The sequence below is a fragment of the Candidatus Nitrospira nitrosa genome, from assembly GCF_001458735.1.
GTDB classification, from domain to species: Bacteria; Nitrospirota; Nitrospiria; order Nitrospirales; family Nitrospiraceae; genus Nitrospira_D; species Nitrospira_D nitrosa.
In genome coordinates, this window is sequence record NZ_CZQA01000001.1 from 535,940 (window position 1) to 552,438 (window position 16,499).

General features: G+C 54.0%; 14 protein-coding genes. 11 read left to right on the forward strand and 3 right to left on the reverse strand.

The features are described from left to right. Positions 1 to 43 precede the first annotated feature (43 nt). Both der and COMA1_RS02565 read left to right on the forward strand, forming a co-directional pair. Complete coding sequence (gene der / locus COMA1_RS02560; RefSeq protein ID WP_090743327.1) at positions 44 to 1,426, forward strand: ribosome biogenesis GTPase Der; 1,383 nt, start codon at positions 44 to 46, stop codon at positions 1,424 to 1,426. A 428-nt stretch (positions 1,427 to 1,854) separates the two neighbouring features. Beyond that, positions 1,855 to 2,430 (forward strand): PEP-CTERM sorting domain-containing protein, encoded by a 576-nt coding sequence (locus COMA1_RS02565; protein WP_090743330.1) that lies wholly within the window; start codon positions 1,855 to 1,857, stop codon positions 2,428 to 2,430. 544 nt (positions 2,431 to 2,974) lie between these two features. On the opposite strand, the gene COMA1_RS21930 is transcribed toward COMA1_RS02565, so the two are convergent. From COMA1_RS21930 to COMA1_RS02580, 3 genes are all read right to left on the reverse strand, one after another. Continuing rightward, positions 2,975 to 3,154 carry a type II toxin-antitoxin system HicA family toxin gene (locus tag COMA1_RS21930; RefSeq protein ID WP_090743333.1) on the reverse strand — a complete coding sequence of 60 codons (180 nt, stop codon included), beginning with the start codon at positions 3,152 to 3,154 and terminating at the stop codon, positions 2,975 to 2,977. Further along, on the reverse strand, positions 3,151 to 3,369 hold the full coding sequence (locus COMA1_RS02575; RefSeq protein WP_090743337.1) for a type II toxin-antitoxin system HicB family antitoxin: 219 nt from the start codon (positions 3,367 to 3,369) through the stop codon (positions 3,151 to 3,153). Before COMA1_RS02575 ends, COMA1_RS21930 begins: the two co-directional genes overlap by 4 nt. 204 nt (positions 3,370 to 3,573) lie before the next feature. Then, entirely contained in the window at positions 3,574 to 3,765 is a 192-nt protein-coding gene (locus COMA1_RS02580) for an antitoxin family protein (protein WP_090743340.1), read from the reverse strand. Between the two features lie 447 nt (positions 3,766 to 4,212). Here COMA1_RS02580 and COMA1_RS02585 point away from each other — a divergent pair, with 447 nt between their 5' ends. From COMA1_RS02585 to COMA1_RS02625, 9 genes are all read left to right on the forward strand, one after another. Continuing rightward, entirely contained in the window at positions 4,213 to 5,439 is a 1,227-nt protein-coding gene (locus COMA1_RS02585) for a hypothetical protein (RefSeq protein ID WP_090743343.1), read from the forward strand. 89 nt (positions 5,440 to 5,528) lie between these two features. After that, a complete protein-coding gene (locus COMA1_RS02590; RefSeq protein ID WP_281176235.1) occupies positions 5,529 to 6,143 on the forward strand; it encodes an RNA polymerase sigma factor in 615 nt (204 codons plus the stop codon). Positions 6,144 to 6,159: 16 nt separating this feature from the next. Next, complete coding sequence (locus COMA1_RS02595; protein ID WP_090743349.1) at positions 6,160 to 6,465, forward strand: anti-sigma factor family protein; 306 nt, start codon at positions 6,160 to 6,162, stop codon at positions 6,463 to 6,465. 27 nt (positions 6,466 to 6,492) lie between these two features. After that, entirely contained in the window at positions 6,493 to 8,199 is a 1,707-nt protein-coding gene (locus COMA1_RS02600) for a tetratricopeptide repeat protein (protein ID WP_090743352.1), read from the forward strand. Between the two features lie 315 nt (positions 8,200 to 8,514). Further along, on the forward strand, positions 8,515 to 9,765 hold the full coding sequence (locus COMA1_RS02605) for a helix-turn-helix domain-containing protein (protein ID WP_090743355.1): 1,251 nt from the start codon (positions 8,515 to 8,517) through the stop codon (positions 9,763 to 9,765). 551 nt (positions 9,766 to 10,316) lie between these two features. Beyond that, on the forward strand, positions 10,317 to 11,150 hold the full coding sequence (locus COMA1_RS02610) for a DsbA family protein (RefSeq protein WP_090743357.1): 834 nt from the start codon (positions 10,317 to 10,319) through the stop codon (positions 11,148 to 11,150). A 57-nt stretch (positions 11,151 to 11,207) separates the two neighbouring features. Next, positions 11,208 to 12,686, forward strand: a complete 1,479-nt coding sequence (locus COMA1_RS02615) for a Dickkopf N-terminal cysteine-rich domain-containing protein (protein WP_141654191.1) — start codon at positions 11,208 to 11,210, stop codon at positions 12,684 to 12,686. A gap of 38 nt (positions 12,687 to 12,724) precedes the next feature. Further along, on the forward strand, positions 12,725 to 14,107 hold the full coding sequence (locus tag COMA1_RS02620; RefSeq protein WP_090743362.1) for a M23 family metallopeptidase: 1,383 nt from the start codon (positions 12,725 to 12,727) through the stop codon (positions 14,105 to 14,107). A gap of 150 nt (positions 14,108 to 14,257) precedes the next feature. Next, complete coding sequence (locus COMA1_RS02625) at positions 14,258 to 16,216, forward strand: variable surface family protein (RefSeq protein WP_090743365.1); 1,959 nt, start codon at positions 14,258 to 14,260, stop codon at positions 16,214 to 16,216. Positions 16,217 to 16,499 lie beyond the last annotated feature (283 nt).

Genomic DNA, 16,499 nt, shown 5'->3' on the forward strand with positions numbered 1-16,499 from the left:
AGGTTGTGTTTATGAAAAACCATGTGTTACCGTCCGAATCATCATGCCTCGTGCAAAATCAGGTCAGAAACAAGAACCGACCCTTCCGTTGCTCCCAACCGAGGGCGGACCTCCCCCACTCATTGCCATCATCGGTCGCCCCAACGTGGGAAAGTCGACGTTGTTCAACAAGATCCTTGGCCAGAAGATCGCGATCGTAGACGACGTCCCTGGTGTGACGCGCGACCGCAACTATGCTGATGCCACCTACCGCACCCGAAAGTTCAGACTGGTCGACACGGGGGGATTGGATCTGTCTTCGTCGGACAGCATGCTGACCTTGATCCGACGTCAATCGGAACTCGCGATCGCCGAGGCAGACATCCTCATTTTCCTCCTGGACGGCCGGTCAGGATTGACTCCCCCGGACCATGAGGTGGTGAAACTCCTACGCGGCGTGACGAAACCTTTGTTCTACGCAGTCAATAAGATCGATACGCCAAAATCCGAGCCCTTACTCGCCGACTTCTATAAATTGGGCACGGATGAGCTCTATCCCATCTCCGCCGAACATGGGCTCGGGGTCTCTGAACTCTTAGACGCCCTTTACCCCCTACTTCCCTCAACGGAGGAATCTGACGAGCTGCAACAACTCCCCCGTGTGGCCATCGTCGGCCGTCCGAACGTCGGCAAATCCACGCTCGTGAACGCGCTGCTCGGAGAGGAGCGTGTCGTGGTCAGCAATGTGCCGGGAACCACGCGCGATCCGGTGGATTCACTGGTCACCCACCAAGATCAGTCCTACGTCTTCACCGATACGGCGGGGATCAGACGACGAGGCAAGATTGACCGAGGAATAGAAGGCTACAGCGTTCTCCGATCGCTCCGTGCCATCGGACGATCCGACATTGCCGTGTTGCTCTTGGACGGAGTGGAAGGCGTCACAGAGCAAGATACCAAGATCGCCGGCGCGATTCTCAAGCAGGGCCGTGCCTGTATTCTCTTGATCAACAAGTGGGATCTGCGGGCCGGAGACCAGAACGCGCGACAAGCGTACGAACTCGAGTTCAACCGCCGGTTTCCCTTTCTGGCCTGGGCCCCCGTCCTCTATGGTTCAGCCCTCAAACCGGAATCTATTCGCCGCCTCTTCCCGCTCCTCAAAGATGTGCACGGGATGTTTACCAAGCGCGTCTCCACCGGCGCGTTGAATATCTGGCTGCAGAAAATTCTGGAGACCCATCCATTACCGGCTCGGAAGCACAAACCCACAGCCGGGACGAAGTCGGCCTTTATGACTCAAGTCGCCACCAAACCGCCGGTCTTTGTCCTCTTCGTCGGTCATCCTGAAGACATCACCCCCGCATACCTAAAATACTTAGAGAACCAACTCCGCGAGACGTACCTCTTCACCGGCACCCCGCTCCGCATCATGGTGAGAAAGAAGTAAGCAGCCCCTTCGAAGATCCTCGTTCACTGTTGATACATAAACTTTAGCTGGTCCGTTGAGAATACACAACAATCCCGCAGATGCCCCAAAAAGGAAGAGGCACAATGGTTTCCTATCTTCTCGTTTGTCGTTTTTACACCTTCACACATGTAAAGAATCTTTACAGATGTTGCACGTCGGGGCTCAGCTCCTAAATAAATACAAATGATCAATGCTTTGTAATCAAGTGTCGCGACGACGTGGGCGCTTTTCAGGGATTCTCTACCATACAATGCTGTAAGATTTACTTACACTCATCTCTGTCAGCGCCGTTGGGACGTATCCAACTAAGTTGATTTTCAATGACCGAGAATCTCGGCACGGCAATTGCTGCAAATTTGTTGCAGATTCATTCTTGTACAAATACCTAATTGGAGGAATAAAGTAAAATGATCCGATTGATTGGGTGTTTTAGCGTCGCGATTCTGTGCTGCATCATATCCGTTCCCGTGGTGGGTGCCGTCCCGATAACGTACAATGTCTCCTTTAGTGCCAGTTCATTTGGCATCTCCACAGGAACTGATCCAGCACCAGTAGACCCTGTTACCGGCAGCTTCACTATCACGCTTGATCCCACAGTGACAGTGGTTGACGAAACTGCCGGTATTGCATTGAGCACCTTAAATATTTCCTTAGGGTCTGCACTCGCCTACAACTTCGATGCCAGCACTCAACTCCTAATCGTTGGCGGGATTGAGACCGGCGCCGAGAGTATACAGATCCTTCCATCAACGGATGATTTCTACCTCCATATTAGTAATTTTGTTGGGGCTCCGGTCTTTAGCTTTTTTGAGTACACCCAAACGGCTGTCAGTGGAAATAACTCTTTCCTCGCTGCCGGGGGTTCTGTCAATTCTGTCAATACTTCCTCACCGGTCCCAGAGCCTGCCACGGTCCTCCTGTTGGCAGCAGGCCTCGTAGGGGTAGGAGTGTGGAGGTCCCGAGTCGGTAAAGACAAAGCATGAGTTGAAAAGCTCTCGCGCCTTCCGCTCAACCAGCAGCGTGCATTGTATAAAGCATGGCCTCAGCAGTCGTTGCTGGGGCCCATCGCTTCACCCCTGAAAAGCCTGTGCTTCTATAGGAAGATCTGACTTTCGGCTCACCACGAAGGCTTAACCTGGAGAAAAAGATCGCGCTTCCTCGATCGCGGAGAGGAAACCAGAGGAAGATAGGTGCCTTGAGGAATCGGCGAGAGAGCGAAGGTCGGAGTCAGAAGGCAATTTTTGAAAAGCCGCCCCTGCCAGTTGAGATGCCACTAACACAAGGCCGCTCTGACCTCATTTCTCTGCGCGGCTTGCGGAATCATCCCAGATCGATAGTCTGCCAGGAGCGCACCTTTCCTCAAAATTATTTCGTGGAGTCTGTCGAGATGGGAGTCAGGAGGACTAAACACGGGGACCGACTGACTTTAGGATAATCATGGTAGTCGAGCGGGGGCAGAGAACAGTCCAGGCGATTTCAACCTATTCCCTGATACTGACACGATCCGATTAACGAACTATCCATCACTCACTCTGCATTCAAATTCTTCAGGATTTTCTTCGCTAATGGTTCTTTGATCTCGGCATGCCGTGGGACCGCCTCGATAACCCCGGTCTTCGGGTTCACCCAAAGGGAGTGGGAAGCACCCTCCCGTTTCATATAGCAACCAGCGATCCGCAGCTTGCGCTCTAGATCTCGCCGTTTCACTCAATCAGTACCTTGTCTTGAATCGCATCTTCGGGCAGTCCGCGAAGAATATCCGCCTTGCGGTCTTCGAGAATCAATTCAATCGCCTGCCGCAGACTATCCTTCGCCTCCTCCAGTGTTTCCCCTTGCCCGTTGGCGCCGGAAATCTCCGGGCACATAGCCCAGTAGCCCCCCTCGGGTGCCGGTTCGATAATTGCCGTGAACTCAGCTTTCATTCAAGCTCCTTTCTGCTATTGATCGGAGAACGGACTCCCTGGCCCCGTATGAGAATCCGAGGCACCCAAAGCAGTATAATTCCTGTCTGCCTCCTCGCAATAGAACTGATCTGATCAAACACGAGACCGAGCAGGAAAATAGGGACAAGCTGGGTTTCCAATGATCGCCACGACCTAATCTTGGAAGTGCAGATCGAGGCTTTCCTATCGGGAAGAGGAAATCACAGGAAGAAACGTGCCCTGCCACCTTCCAGCACTGTGCCGAAACGCTTCTCGGTCCGCTGTCGATGGTGGGATGAGGATCGTGATCATCATATCCTGACCTTCCGGCAAATCGACGCGGTCCAGTGGTTCGATGATCCCGCCTTTCATTCGAGCCCGTATCGTAGTCGTCATATCGCGGCTCCTTCAGTCAGATGAGCCTAATCGTTCGTTGACAGCATCCGGCTATGCAGCCGTGTCATCTAGAAAAGAAGTGTAGCAGAGAGCCTTCGGGAATCCAACATGAACCAGGCTCAACCACTGTGGCAACATGGACACACGCGCCCACTATGAGTCATGAACTTGCTGGCAAATGACAAACCGTTTGGCTGTCTGAATTTCTCATCGCATCCATTGCGCTGTTGTATTTTGATTCATATTGAGAGCCGATTCAGCTTTCGCTTCTCTCCCCACGAACAAATCCGATTTCAAGTTGACTCCCATTCTGACCTCATGTTATTCGCATAGGTGAATCCTTGGTTCTTGGAGGTTGATCCCCTCATCACTCTTTTCACACGAGAGGGAGTCTCTATTTAGACAGAATCCAACGTCCACCTCTTATCCGGACCACGCGTTCTTGCCATGGATCAATTTGGACAGGCTCGACAATTAGCATTGGCTGTGTTTCTGATGGGAGTCGTCAATGCCGGCTGTGCCACAGCCAGCCTCGCAGACGGCGACAAACCCCAGGAGCATCTCTCAAACTCCGTCCCCTTCGAAACGCAACTCGATACCACCTCAACAATGGCCCAAGCCCAAACTGACGAGCCCCCACCCACCCAACCAGCAACCGAAGAGGTCATCCCAGCACAGCCACAGAGCGATCTCCCGCCAGCCGTTCAGCCACAAGAGCCTGAAGCACCACCTGCTCAGGCCACAGATACGGCCCCGGCGGTTCAGCCACCGGTGGACAGTCCGCCGATAGACAGCCAGCCGACCGCTCAACCAGCAATTGCAGAACCGGCGCCCGTTCGCGTTGACGTCAACCCATCCATCGAGATCACAGGCCGAGTCTGGCGAGCCAAACCGGGAATCGTCTTTTTGAAAACGCCGATCGGGCTCATGTCGCTCAGTTCAAAGACCACGCTCAAAACGCTCCCCGCTTCCCAAGAAGTGTCCTTCCTGGTCCACGACGAGTATATCGTCATTGATATTGTACGGCGGACTGATGGGACCTTCGTTCACCGCTACCTCACCGGACCGTTTAGGCGAGACAGCGGAGACAATACAAAGTTACTCCTGTGGACGCCGAATAGTGGGCTGAAAGCGTTCCACATGGGAACCTACGAGTCTGCGCTCACGGCCCCCAAAAACAGCGATTCTGTGACGGTGGAAGTGGACGGAACCGGTAACGTCATCGGTGTGCATGACCTCCAGTTCGATCTTCAGATCGGGCAGATCGCCCCCCCGGGAAGTAAGGCGCAGCTGTTACTGACCGGAACGATCGCTAAAATGAAGTCGAATTTTATCTTCTTCAAGACGCCCATCGGCATCGTCAACGTCAACACCAAGATCGGCATCAAGAACGCCAAGATCGGGCAGACCATGACCTTGCATATGCATAACGACTCCGTCGTGGCGGATCTTGCAGCCGCCAACGATACGGCTCTGATCCGCCGTTTCGTGACAGGACCATTGGACTTCACGGCTCCGGATCATGCCCAGGTTCGACTCTGGACGCCTGAAGGAGAACAGACCTACTCCGTCGGAGTCAGCAAATCCGACCTGAACGGGGCGCGAGAAGGAATCCCCATTACCGTGGAGCTCAACGGCCAAGGCGAGGTCGTTGAACTGTATCGCGTGAAGTAGGCCGACTCCTCTCCTGTCCATCCCCACCCTTCGTCTTGACTCTCTTTTCAATCCACCCGTAGACTGCGCGACATATGAATACATCTCTCATGACCCGTCGCCGGCCAGAAAAATCCTCAGCTCGGACCCAATCGGCGAAGGATTTTGATACGCTATACAGAGATCATGTGGATCTTATGCATCGTTTCGCTCACCGCTTGTGTGGTGAGGCGGAAGCGGCCAAGGATTTGGTTCAGGAGACCTTTTTGAATGCCTATCGAGGCCTCGACCGGTTCCGTGGCGATGCGCAGATTTCGACGTGGCTGTACACGATCGCCTCGCGCGTCTGCCTCCGCATGCGGCGAAAACGGAAGGGCGCTCCTGAGCGAGAGTTGTCCCTTGAGGAATTCATCCCCACATCCGACGGTGAGTTTCGGTTACAGATTCCGATCGATGGCCTGAGCCCCGAAGCCGCACTCCACAATAAGCAGTTACGAGAGGCGCTCGACCGCGCGATCAATCAGCTGCCGAAAAAGTATAAGATGGTCTTGGTGCTTCGCGATATGGAAGGCCTCAGCGCCAAGGAGGTTGGAACCATCATGGGATTGAATGAACGAGCCGTGAAATCACGTCTCCATCGAGCGCGGTTGTTTGTACGCCGTCAGCTCAGTGCACGAGGACTTGGGGAACCGCTCAGTGACCATGAGCACCACGAGATGAGGTAGCGGAAGGACTGTTCAGATGGCACCACGTCGAACTTCGACACGACCACGACGATCGGCATCCACGCAACGAAAACAGGCTCATGGGAAAGCCCACTGCCTGCGTATCCTGCGCCAGTTGTCCGCCTATATCGACGACGAGCTCTCCGGAGATATTTGCGAGGAAATTCGCCGACATCTGGGCGCATGTCCGAATTGCGAAACCTTTGTGACATCGCTGCGCCAAACCGTGTCACTCTGTCGCCATAGTCCTCCGCCGACATTATCGGCAGCAAGCCGAGCGATGATACGGAAAAAGATCCTGGGGACCACACACACTCGCTAACCTCCAACAGCCTGAGCAATACTGATCATGACCAAGACCTATTTTCGTGGATTACTCCTCCTCTCCGGACTCTTGACGGCTGTTGAATTGAACGTACCGGAGACGGCAAGCGCCGCGTCGAAAGCGCCCCGCACCACGGCAAAACACAAGGCCGTCCAGACCACCGCCATCGACACCGCCTTGCGCTATGCCACAGCACTTGCCAACGGCGACAAGATCGGGGCTGGGCAACTCGACTTTGCCTGCCAGTACAATTTGGTCACCGCTCCGGCAACAACAGCAAAATCCGCCGTTGCAAAGGAGCCTTCCTACGACGAATGCTGGAGAGTGATGACGGCAGGACATGGTCCTTTCCTGAATCGGTCGGATATCGGAATGGATGTCCTCTGGCCCAGTTCAGGTCCTCTCGTGTTTTATGGGGATACACTAGCCGGCGCACAAGCCTCGGCCTTTGTCATGGATGTGCTTGGAACCTCCCCTCCAGGCACCGGCCTTGATCTGTCCGTCACCGGAAGCCGCGCTATTCCAAGCGGATCCTTCCGGCTGAAACCGAATGGGACGGTGTTTGGAGTACCCGCGACACTGGTCGACCTAACCGTTCACTACCACGACCCGCTCACATCTCCGATTGCGTACGGGCCGGGCACCGTTCACTGGACCAGCACCATCAAGCGCGAACGCCGCGCCATCAAATCCATTACCACGCAATGGGTCGTGCTCAGCGGACTCCGGTCACATGGGTTTCCACGCGACACAGCCGTGGTGCATCTTCTCGTAGACACAAAGGCTGAGCCTCCAAGCACGGTCCCCGAACGCATCCCGTTCATCACCGAGCGAAGCCGCGCCCTTGCCGACTCCATCATCTGGTGGAGCCCGAACGATCAACCGGGCACATTGACTGCGGCGGCGGCCCGCGCTGCCTCGTTCCCCGAGCTGCGTGACCGCGTCGCCCTCCTCAATCGCATTCTCCTCATTGACCCACAACAGACGGAAGCCCTCACCGTCTTAGCCAAGAATCTCTATGCGGCTCTGCTGCAGGACGCGACCCGAAGCCACAAGCTCCTCGTCAAGGATCCCGCACTCGCCCAAATGCTCAACGAGTTTTATTGGACGATCGCCGCCGCGTCGGACCGCCTTGATCTCTCGTTGGGGATGGAAGTCGGTGGGTTTTCGCAACCGACTTCTGCAGATCTGCTGTACCGGCTATTGCCGGCACTGCAAACTCTCGCACGCACCCATCCTGAGCAGTTGGAGAACCGATTTCGGCTTGGGATGGCCTATCGTTGGAACAACGATCAGGTGCCGATGATTGAAACATTCGAAGCCTTGGCCAATGAGATTCCGTCCGACCGACAGACTCCCAAGGCTGAAGCCCTGCTACAACTGGCCTGGTCCCGCATCAACAAAGTGGCCTGGAATCGGATCTTGCATGACCAGGACAGTATCCGCGCCTATGACGCTGCGAAGGCGTCGCTGGAACTCGCGGAACGGCCGCTCGACAAGTTTCTCGCCGAATACGCCATGGCCTACAGCATGATCTTCCTGCCGAACTATGGAGATAAAGAACAGATGCTCCACCATCTGACCGAGGCCAAACGCTGGTTCGATGAGATCCCCGGAAAGGACGACGAAGTCTGGCAGTATTTTCTCCACAGAGAATTGCTGAAGGCCGTACTCGACGCCGATCCGATGTTTCAATCCATCCTGGCAGCCACTGAAAAGCCCTCGCATTAATCTCTTCATCGCCGCTGAATGATATGCACAGCGGTCGGTCAGATCTCTCCACGCTGAACGCCTCTCGTTTGGAGAGAATAGCCCCGATAGTGGGTTCTCGTGCAAGGAGCGGTCATCCATCATTCCGCTCCTCTATTCCGTTGACGTGAGAGCCTAATCGCGTATTGACCGAACAAGGGACATAGATGAATTGGTTGACCTCACCAGGTATAGTAGCCAGAAATTTCGAGACTGAAAAATTCAACGGCGGCTGGCGACTGATTGTAGCGGCTCGCTGCTAACTCGACCTATTGGAGAACACAGCATTCCAGAGCCATGAACGCCAAGGATTGGGTGGGGCTCATTGAAGAAGTGTATCGGCTTGAAGAGGACGACGACAGCTGGCTGAACCGTCTACTGGAACACGCCGCTCCTCTATCGAAGCGAGGATTCTGGCCCACCATCGGCACCTATCGCTATACCCCAAGCAACCTAGAGCTTGAACGGTCGGCCGCACTGGGGCCGACGCACGCACGCGACATTCTTGCAGCCAGTATGCAGGTGCACACTCCGGCGGTCAGCCACTTTTTCCGCAGCGGGCCGGCCGTGACATCACTCAGCGAAGCGCTGTACACACGTGAGCCAGATCTTGCGGCGGTTGTTCAGCAGATTACGAACGGTGTGGTCCTCGATAAGATCGCAATCAAGGGGCTGACAGGCCAAGGCAGCGCGCTCATCCTGTGTTGGTTGTTTTCAGAACGAATCGTACCGACCGTGCAGGAGCGCCACCGTTGGCAATGTGTGGCGAGCCATCTGGGTGCCGGACTCCGGCTGCGCGAGTTCGCACAGACGTTGGATCTCGACTCTCCGTCCGTGGAGGCCATTTTCGATGGATCCGGAAAACTCCACGAAGCCCGTAAGGGCGCGGAACGTCCGTCCGCACGTGTATCATTGCGTAAGTCTGTCCGCCGCCTTGAACAGCTCAGAACCCATCACGGCCGGCGTGACCCGGATCAGGCGTTAGCGGCCTGGGAGGGACTCGTCCATGGTCGCTGGTCGCTCGTTGATCACTTTGATTCCGATGGACGCCGCTTTGTCCTTGCAATCAAGAATGATCCCCGGTTTCCCGATCCGCGTGGCCTTACCCCGCGCGAACGCCAAGTTGCCGAATTCATCGGTCAAGGGCACAGCTGCAAGGAGATCAGTTATATGCTGGGGATCTCAGCGTCCGCCGTGACGAACTGCACGACGCGCGCAGTTCGCAAACTGGGTTTATCATCGCTCACAGAGCTCGCGGCATTTTTTTCACCGAACGGACCACGAGCCACGCTGGCGGAATATGGAGTGCATGAGAATACATTGCTGATCGGCACCTATCCGTTCCTTCCTGCCGGTCAGGTTGCGAACCTTACTGACGCCGAACGAGAAGTACTTGCCGCGTTGTTGATGGGCTCCACGAACCGTCACATTGCACAGCGCCGTAACTGCAGCGAACATACCGTGGCGAATCAGGTGCAGTCCATTTTTCGCAAAGTCGGTGTGCATTCGCGGAGCGAGCTGCCTGTACGATTGCAACGCGACGCGTGAGACCAGCCCAGCACCTTGAATCTGCTTATAGGCTGTACGTGTAAAATTAACTATAGCGTCTCCTCACGTCTCCTTCTATTCTCGCCACCATGACAGCCGCGACAGATCCCGTGGCCTTTCCTGTTACATCTAGGGAAGAACTGATTACTGCATGGAAGGAGAGATCTACTCCTGAACCGACTATGGGAAACCATGGTATTCAGACGGCGCAATAGAAACTACGAGCCTGTGCCACACGCTCCAGCCACGGAAGCGAGCTTCATTGGGCTAATTCTGATCATGACGGAGCCTGACCTATCGGAAGTGTATTCTTCATTCTTCGACAGCCTATCGCGTATCTAAATAGATACACGACTGTATCTCATAGGACGGGCATCATCGTGATCGCATGTTCCAACTCAAGGAGACATGGGCCGTTTTCATAGTGCAACTTGAGGAATACTTTTTGCTGATTCGGCCTACAGCGGAGCGATTCCTGAATTGATCGCTTTGAAAACACGTGAGACAAAGCATGTGGTCAATGATCACCCACTATCGAGGAGGTGCTTGTGATGACACCAATCCGGAGAACATTCTCATTCTTGTCTTTCAGTCTAGTCATATCACTCGGAAGTCTCGTCGGTAATACCGAAGAGATGTGGGCTCAGCCCTCTGATCTGCAGTCAGCGTCTACCACTATCAAAGCTCAGGTTGAAGAGACGTTACGGGAACATCCTGACCTGATCCTTCGTGCATTGGAACATGATCCTGTAGTTCTCGCTGATCTCGTGGAACGTGGAACCGAGATTCGAAAAACGAAGGTTGAAGAATCCCGATGGCGGGCCGAGCTGGCAAATCCCAAAGTTCCTCACGTGGCGACTGATCGGCCGATGCGAGGGACCCGCCAAGCGCCCGTGACGATCGTTGAATATAGCGATTTCGAATGCCCGTACTGCAGAGCGGTGTCGCCCGCCATACAGGACGTGCTTTCTACATATGCGGACCAGGTTCGTTTCGTCTACAAGCACAACCCGTTGAGCTTTCACGCCACGGCTGAACCAGCCGCACGATATTTTGAGGCGATCTCGCTACAGAACGAAGAGGAGGCTTGGCGATTCCATGACCTCATGTTCCAGCAGCAACGGAACTTGTCTCGCGGCGTCGAAGCCGTGCAGGAAATTGCCGCAACACTGGATGTCGACCATGCGCAGCTCGAACGCGATTTACAGAGCGACGCAGTGGCGCAACGTATCGCAGCTGATCGAGCGGAAGCTGAACGGTTCGGCTTCGACGGCACACCCGCGTTTCTCATTAACGGCATCTCATTGATCGGCAACCATCCGAAACGAGATTTCGACCGTATTATCGGCAACCTGCTGCAGAAACCACAGGCAATGGCACACTGAGGAGTGAAGGTGACGCGGATTGGCTATAAGGCAAGCTGCGATGGAAAGGAACTCGCAATGAAGATCATATCCATTGTTCTCTTGCTCGCATTAACTTCAGGCTTCGCATCGGCAGCGGACAATTTTGACGAGTTTCGCCTCAACCTACATTTCGTGAACGGGACGAAAGACACAAGCAATGAAGACTTGGAAGTTCGTCGTATCCGATCGTGGATTGAAGAAGCGGAGAGGCAATATGCGACGAAACCGCGGCTAACAATCACCTATACCATTGAGCGGAAGACCACCGTGGCCGGCCGAAACCTCTCCAGTCTTGCCTTTAACGGAATGGCAGAGTTCAACAAATTCATGGATGAACACTTTGACAATCAAGCCAGGACGGAAACGGAGGGACATCTCACCTTGCTTGTGGGTAACACATTGTGCTGGAACGACCTACTCGGCAAACAGAAGTGTTGGGGTGGCTGGGCAAACTTTCCACATGACGTCAACCCCTTCAACCGCAAGAAGGGGATTTGGCTGAGCGAGGGTAGCGATAAATATCTCTTAACGCATGAACTGGGACACTTCTTCAGCCTCAAACATACTTTCGAGCCCTATATTGGCTTCAACAAGCAATGCAACAAGGATTTTGCCAACAAGAATGTCTTCAATCCCGACTTAGGCCATTGCAATTCGTGTAATGGAAGGATCGCCGTACGTGATCGTAGCAACGGTAATCAGTACTACGCCTGTGAGGGTGGAGTGTCGAACATCATGGACTATTGCTCAAGTCTGATCTCGGATGAGACGGGAGAGTTTACTGTAACAGGCACCGAAACCTTGAACACCTGTCAGCAAGAACGTGCGGCCAACCAACGACAACAGTTCATGACTAAAGACGGCAAGGTTGACTATGTAAAACTCGCCGGCTTACGCGGTGAAGGGCAGTGCGAAGCTGACACCGACTGCGAGGATGGAGAGTTCTGCACCGCAGGGATCCTGAATCTCAGCAGAAATGTCTGCAAGCCTAAGTTGGACCGCGGGACGCTGTGCACCACCAAGCGGCAATGTGCGTCTGACCGTTGTAGCTGGGGTGTATGTGCCGATCCGGACGAATGCCGAGCCGACGCCGACTGCGGATCGGGCAATTACTGCGGCGACCCGATTTCTGGTAAACGCACCTGCAAAGACAAGTTGAGCGACGGTTCTGTCTGCACCAAGGATCAACAATGCCAGGCAGGCCGATGCAAGACAGGATTCTGTTCTGCATCAGCTTCCGCATCAATGGGCGAATCCTGTCGCTTTGACGACGAATGCCGAGAGGGGAAGTGCACCGCACCGGTCGGTGGACTCACCAAGGGCACCTGCGTCTGTAAGAAAGACTCAGACTGTGGCTCGGGGAAATGGTGTGATGGCGGAGTTGATGCCAAAGCGAATGTCTGCAGGGCAAAACTTGATAAAGGAGAGAAATGTGGAGCACTCGGCACCTTCGGCAATGATCATAAATGCAAGTCTGGCGAATGTTCCGGCGCACCGAAGTACGAATGCAAGTAGTGCTTGCTTGAACGAGGAACACGAATAGGGGGTGGCTCATGAATGTAATCGTACAACAGTCGACTGGTTGGACCAGGCTGTCACGCGCAGCCGTTGGCATGTGGTGTCTCATTGCGATTCTCGAGCTAGGACTTGCTCTTCGATCTCACGCTGAATCTGAGAGCGCGTCGGCACATTCCTTGATGGCCAAGGCATCCAAGGCGCCGGAGGAAAAACAAAAGGGTCAAACTGTGCCAGCAGAGTCCAATGGGGCTGCGGTGTGCGAGCCCTCTGCTCAAAAGGCGTATGCAACCTGCATGGACGGGCCGACGCCGGATCAGGACCTCTGCCTGCGTAAGGCGGACGAGACTGAACGGCAATGCCTGACTATGCAGGGCTTACTCCCGCAGTTAGGGGTAACTGAGGTCAAAGTCTCCGAGGGGTTGTATCGGATACCTTATGTGGATGGGACCAAGGTACACGTCAATCGGAATTTTCAAGATCACAATCCTCCTGGAAAAATCGACATGGTCGGACGCGGTGGGGGACCCTATAGGATCGTGGCGGCAGCCGATGGTGAGATCATGTACATCGAGGACAGTCGAGATAAGCAACAACATCCCAAGCGATGGCTTCGAAATGCAAAATGCTTTAACAACTTCGTCTGGATCAAACATGACAATGGGGAATGGACCAAATATTCGCATATGCAACTGGGCACGACCACGGCCAAAGCTAAGCGGAAGGTTGGCGATCACGTCCAACAGGGCGATTATCTGGGGGACGAAGGACATGTCGGATGTGCGTGGCCAGCCCACCTCCATTTTGAAGTTGTGCAGCCCTCCATCTCAAATCCTACAGTCGACCCGGCGAGTGGAGAGTTGGAGTTGGAGGGCGACTACTATCAGTACGTACGAAATCCGCGTTTCCTGGGGCCACAGGGTACTTTTACATTTGCGGATGGGGCTGATTATGTAGTCGGCGGAAAATCCGGCTGCAAAAAGGACGACGATTGTAACGATGGGCAGTACTGCAATGCCGGGATCGACTTGACCAAAAACGCCTGTCTGCCGCTCAAAAGCGACAACGAGGCTTGCGAAGCGGTTGGCGGTGGACATCAGTGCAAGAGTGGGAAGTGCCAGTACGGACGATGCTATACCCCACAGTCTGTGGACCCAGGCAACACGTGCTACGTCAATGACGCCTGCAAAGCAGGACAATGCAGTGACCTTCAAGGTGTTAAAGGAGTGTGTGTCTGTCAGAACGATGCGGACTGCGGTGATACAGACAAATACTGCGATAGGGGAATGGACTTCAAACTCAATGCCTGCCGAACCAAGCTGAACAAGGGTGAAAAGTGTGGGAAGGCTGGTTCCGTTGGAAATGACCATAAATGCAAATCAGGGGAATGTTCGGGCTTCCCTAAGTACGAATGTAAATAGCTCGGGCCAACGCCTAGCCTAAGGGGATGAACATCTGCTGTCCGTCATGTCACGCTCAGGAAGGTTCGTCTCGCCAGGCTTGAGACGGTTGTGCCTGCAACGATGTACAAGACCCACTGGGAGGAGTCTCGGGGGTCGGGAGGAGATGTGATGAAATCGATATGGGGATTGATGTCGCTCGGCCTAGTACTGCTCACGACGCCTGCTTATGCCGACTTATGTGACAGCGTGAAGGACAAGACCACAACGAGCGAAACAAAGAAGGATGTGGATTTCTATGAAGAACTCTTTCCTAGTGCGGTAGAGCGTGGCCATCGGATGTGGAATGAGATTATCCTGCAGTGTAACCGTCAACGCGACACGAAGGGGAATGATGTCGCCAAGATCACGGCCAACGCCGGAACCAGTGCCGACAAGCAGATACTCAAGGCGCGCGACGTTGAACCGAAAGTCATCCGCGGACACTACAATTTCTTCGGCACGTTCGTGACACAGCTCAAGTATGTCTATGTCTTGAGCAAACAAGATGGCATTTGGACCATGATCATTCCGTACCGACCGATTATCAACGATGTGGTCCCTGATCGTGTGGATTTCAACTTTACACATGCCGGCCAATTGTACGATGCCTCACAGCTGGAGTCTCCGGCCGGTGGAGGAAAGGCGCAGAGTTTCATCCTGAAACCTGGGGCGGTGTCGATCGCAACGACCTTGTGCTCCACCACAACATACTTCCCAGGAGACGCGGGCAAGTATGACAAGAAAGAAATCCATCAGCGGGATCCCGAGAACAAGTTCATCAGCTTGGGGAGAATTGACTATCAGTACGGGAAGGACGGCTCTGCTTTCTCAGGGTGCCGTGTGGACAAGACCCGAGATCTGTATTGGCGTCCTGACCCGGCGGAAAATCAGGCCGCGAAAGTAAAGCCTGAGGATTGGATCCTCGATAATTTTGTGCGGACCGCCGAAAACTATTGGTCGATCAAGGATCTGTTTCAGCTCAAACTGCTCATGAAGGGGCGAAACGAGTCTCAGTTCCCCAAGTCGACGTTGAACCTCCTGGAGGATGACGACCATCTGACAATACGGTTTGCGACAAAATTCTTACCCTATGATTTCAATCAGATGTATAAGTCCAACCTGATTCAGTTCAACAATTTCTCCACGATGACCACCGATGGCACCTATTGGCACGAAGTCGGTCATGCATTCGGCTTAGACGACGAATACGGGAAGGTGAAGGACAAGAAAGACGGTATCGAATACAAGGACAATGGGTGCGACAACGAGCAGTACGCGAATTGGTCGCCCAAAACATACCAGATGTGTGATGCCGGAGTTTCAGAAAAGCGGACGATTTACCACTATCTGGCCGTCTCTCGATATATTACGAAGCAGAAAGAGTGTAACGCCGACAATGATTGTGGCAACGGCGAATATTGCAACGCGGGCGTCGATCTCAAAAAGAACCAGTGCATGGCAAAAAAGCCCGATAACGAGACGTGTGATATTGCCGGCGGTGATCATCAATGCAAAAGCGGTTATTGCAAGCTCTCTCGCTGTTATACCCCCAATTCAGTGCCGATGGGCGAAACTTGCTATCTCAATGATGCCTGCAGGGAGGGTAAGTGTAGTAGCCTTGATGGAACAAAGGGCACCTGCGTCTGTCAGGCTGATACCGATTGTGGGACGGGCAAGTACTGCAATGCCGGGTTGGATGCCACCAAGAATAGTTGCCTGATGCTGAAAAATGACAATGAGACCTGTGACATCGCCGGCGGTGATCATCAATGCAAAAGTGGCTATTGCAAGTTGTCTCGGTGCTACACCCCCAATTCGGTGCCGATGGGTGGGACCTGCTATCTCAATGATGCCTGCAAGGAGGGTAAGTGTAGTAGCCTTGATGGAACCAAGGGCACCTGTGTGTGCAAAGCAGATGCGGACTGCGGACCTGGAAAGTGGTGTGATGCAGGAATCGACACAACAGTGAATGCCTGTCGACCGAAGCTCAACAAAGGCGAAAAGTGCGGCAAGCTCGGTTCCTTCGGCAATGATCACAAATGCAAATCCGGGGAGTGTTCTGGAGCGCCAAAATACGAGTGCAAATAGTGACGTGGGGTAAAAGCTGATTCCAGCGGCGATACCCAGCATAGGGAATAAAAGGTCGTAGGACGGATGAGGGCAGGAGGCAAGAGCCCTGCTCTCATCCGACTTGGAACCAGGTATTGCACCAATTCAATGATTGCAGGAGGGGCAACGATCATTCTGAAAGCGACGGAATCATTTTACGTCGCCCAACCTGCCGCTGGTCAGGTTTGGCATTATTCCTTCGTAGCCCGTTGCTGAAGGTCGTGCTCGACGCCGCTCCGATGTTTGAGCCGATCCTAGCGAC

Excerpts from the sequence above, each read along its gene's own strand:
- der (WP_090743327.1), top strand. The coding sequence starts at position 44 with ATGCCTCGTGCAAAATCAGGTCAGAAACAAGAACCGACCCTTCCGTTG.
- COMA1_RS02565 (WP_090743330.1), top strand. The coding sequence starts at position 1,855 with ATGATCCGATTGATTGGGTGTTTTAGCGTCGCGATTCTGTGCTGCATC.
- COMA1_RS02575 (WP_090743337.1), bottom strand. The coding sequence starts at position 3,369 with ATGAAAGCTGAGTTCACGGCAATTATCGAACCGGCACCCGAGGGGGGC.
- COMA1_RS02580 (WP_090743340.1), bottom strand. The coding sequence starts at position 3,765 with ATGACGACTACGATACGGGCTCGAATGAAAGGCGGGATCATCGAACCA.
- COMA1_RS02585 (WP_090743343.1), top strand. The coding sequence starts at position 4,213 with ATGGATCAATTTGGACAGGCTCGACAATTAGCATTGGCTGTGTTTCTG.
- COMA1_RS02590 (WP_281176235.1), top strand. The coding sequence starts at position 5,529 with ATGACCCGTCGCCGGCCAGAAAAATCCTCAGCTCGGACCCAATCGGCG.
- COMA1_RS02595 (WP_090743349.1), top strand. The coding sequence starts at position 6,160 with ATGGCACCACGTCGAACTTCGACACGACCACGACGATCGGCATCCACG.
- COMA1_RS02600 (WP_090743352.1), top strand. The coding sequence starts at position 6,493 with ATGACCAAGACCTATTTTCGTGGATTACTCCTCCTCTCCGGACTCTTG.
- COMA1_RS02605 (WP_090743355.1), top strand. The coding sequence starts at position 8,515 with ATGAACGCCAAGGATTGGGTGGGGCTCATTGAAGAAGTGTATCGGCTT.
- COMA1_RS02610 (WP_090743357.1), top strand. The coding sequence starts at position 10,317 with ATGACACCAATCCGGAGAACATTCTCATTCTTGTCTTTCAGTCTAGTC.
- COMA1_RS02615 (WP_141654191.1), top strand. The coding sequence starts at position 11,208 with ATGAAGATCATATCCATTGTTCTCTTGCTCGCATTAACTTCAGGCTTC.
- COMA1_RS02620 (WP_090743362.1), top strand. The coding sequence starts at position 12,725 with ATGAATGTAATCGTACAACAGTCGACTGGTTGGACCAGGCTGTCACGC.
- COMA1_RS02625 (WP_090743365.1), top strand. The coding sequence starts at position 14,258 with ATGAAATCGATATGGGGATTGATGTCGCTCGGCCTAGTACTGCTCACG.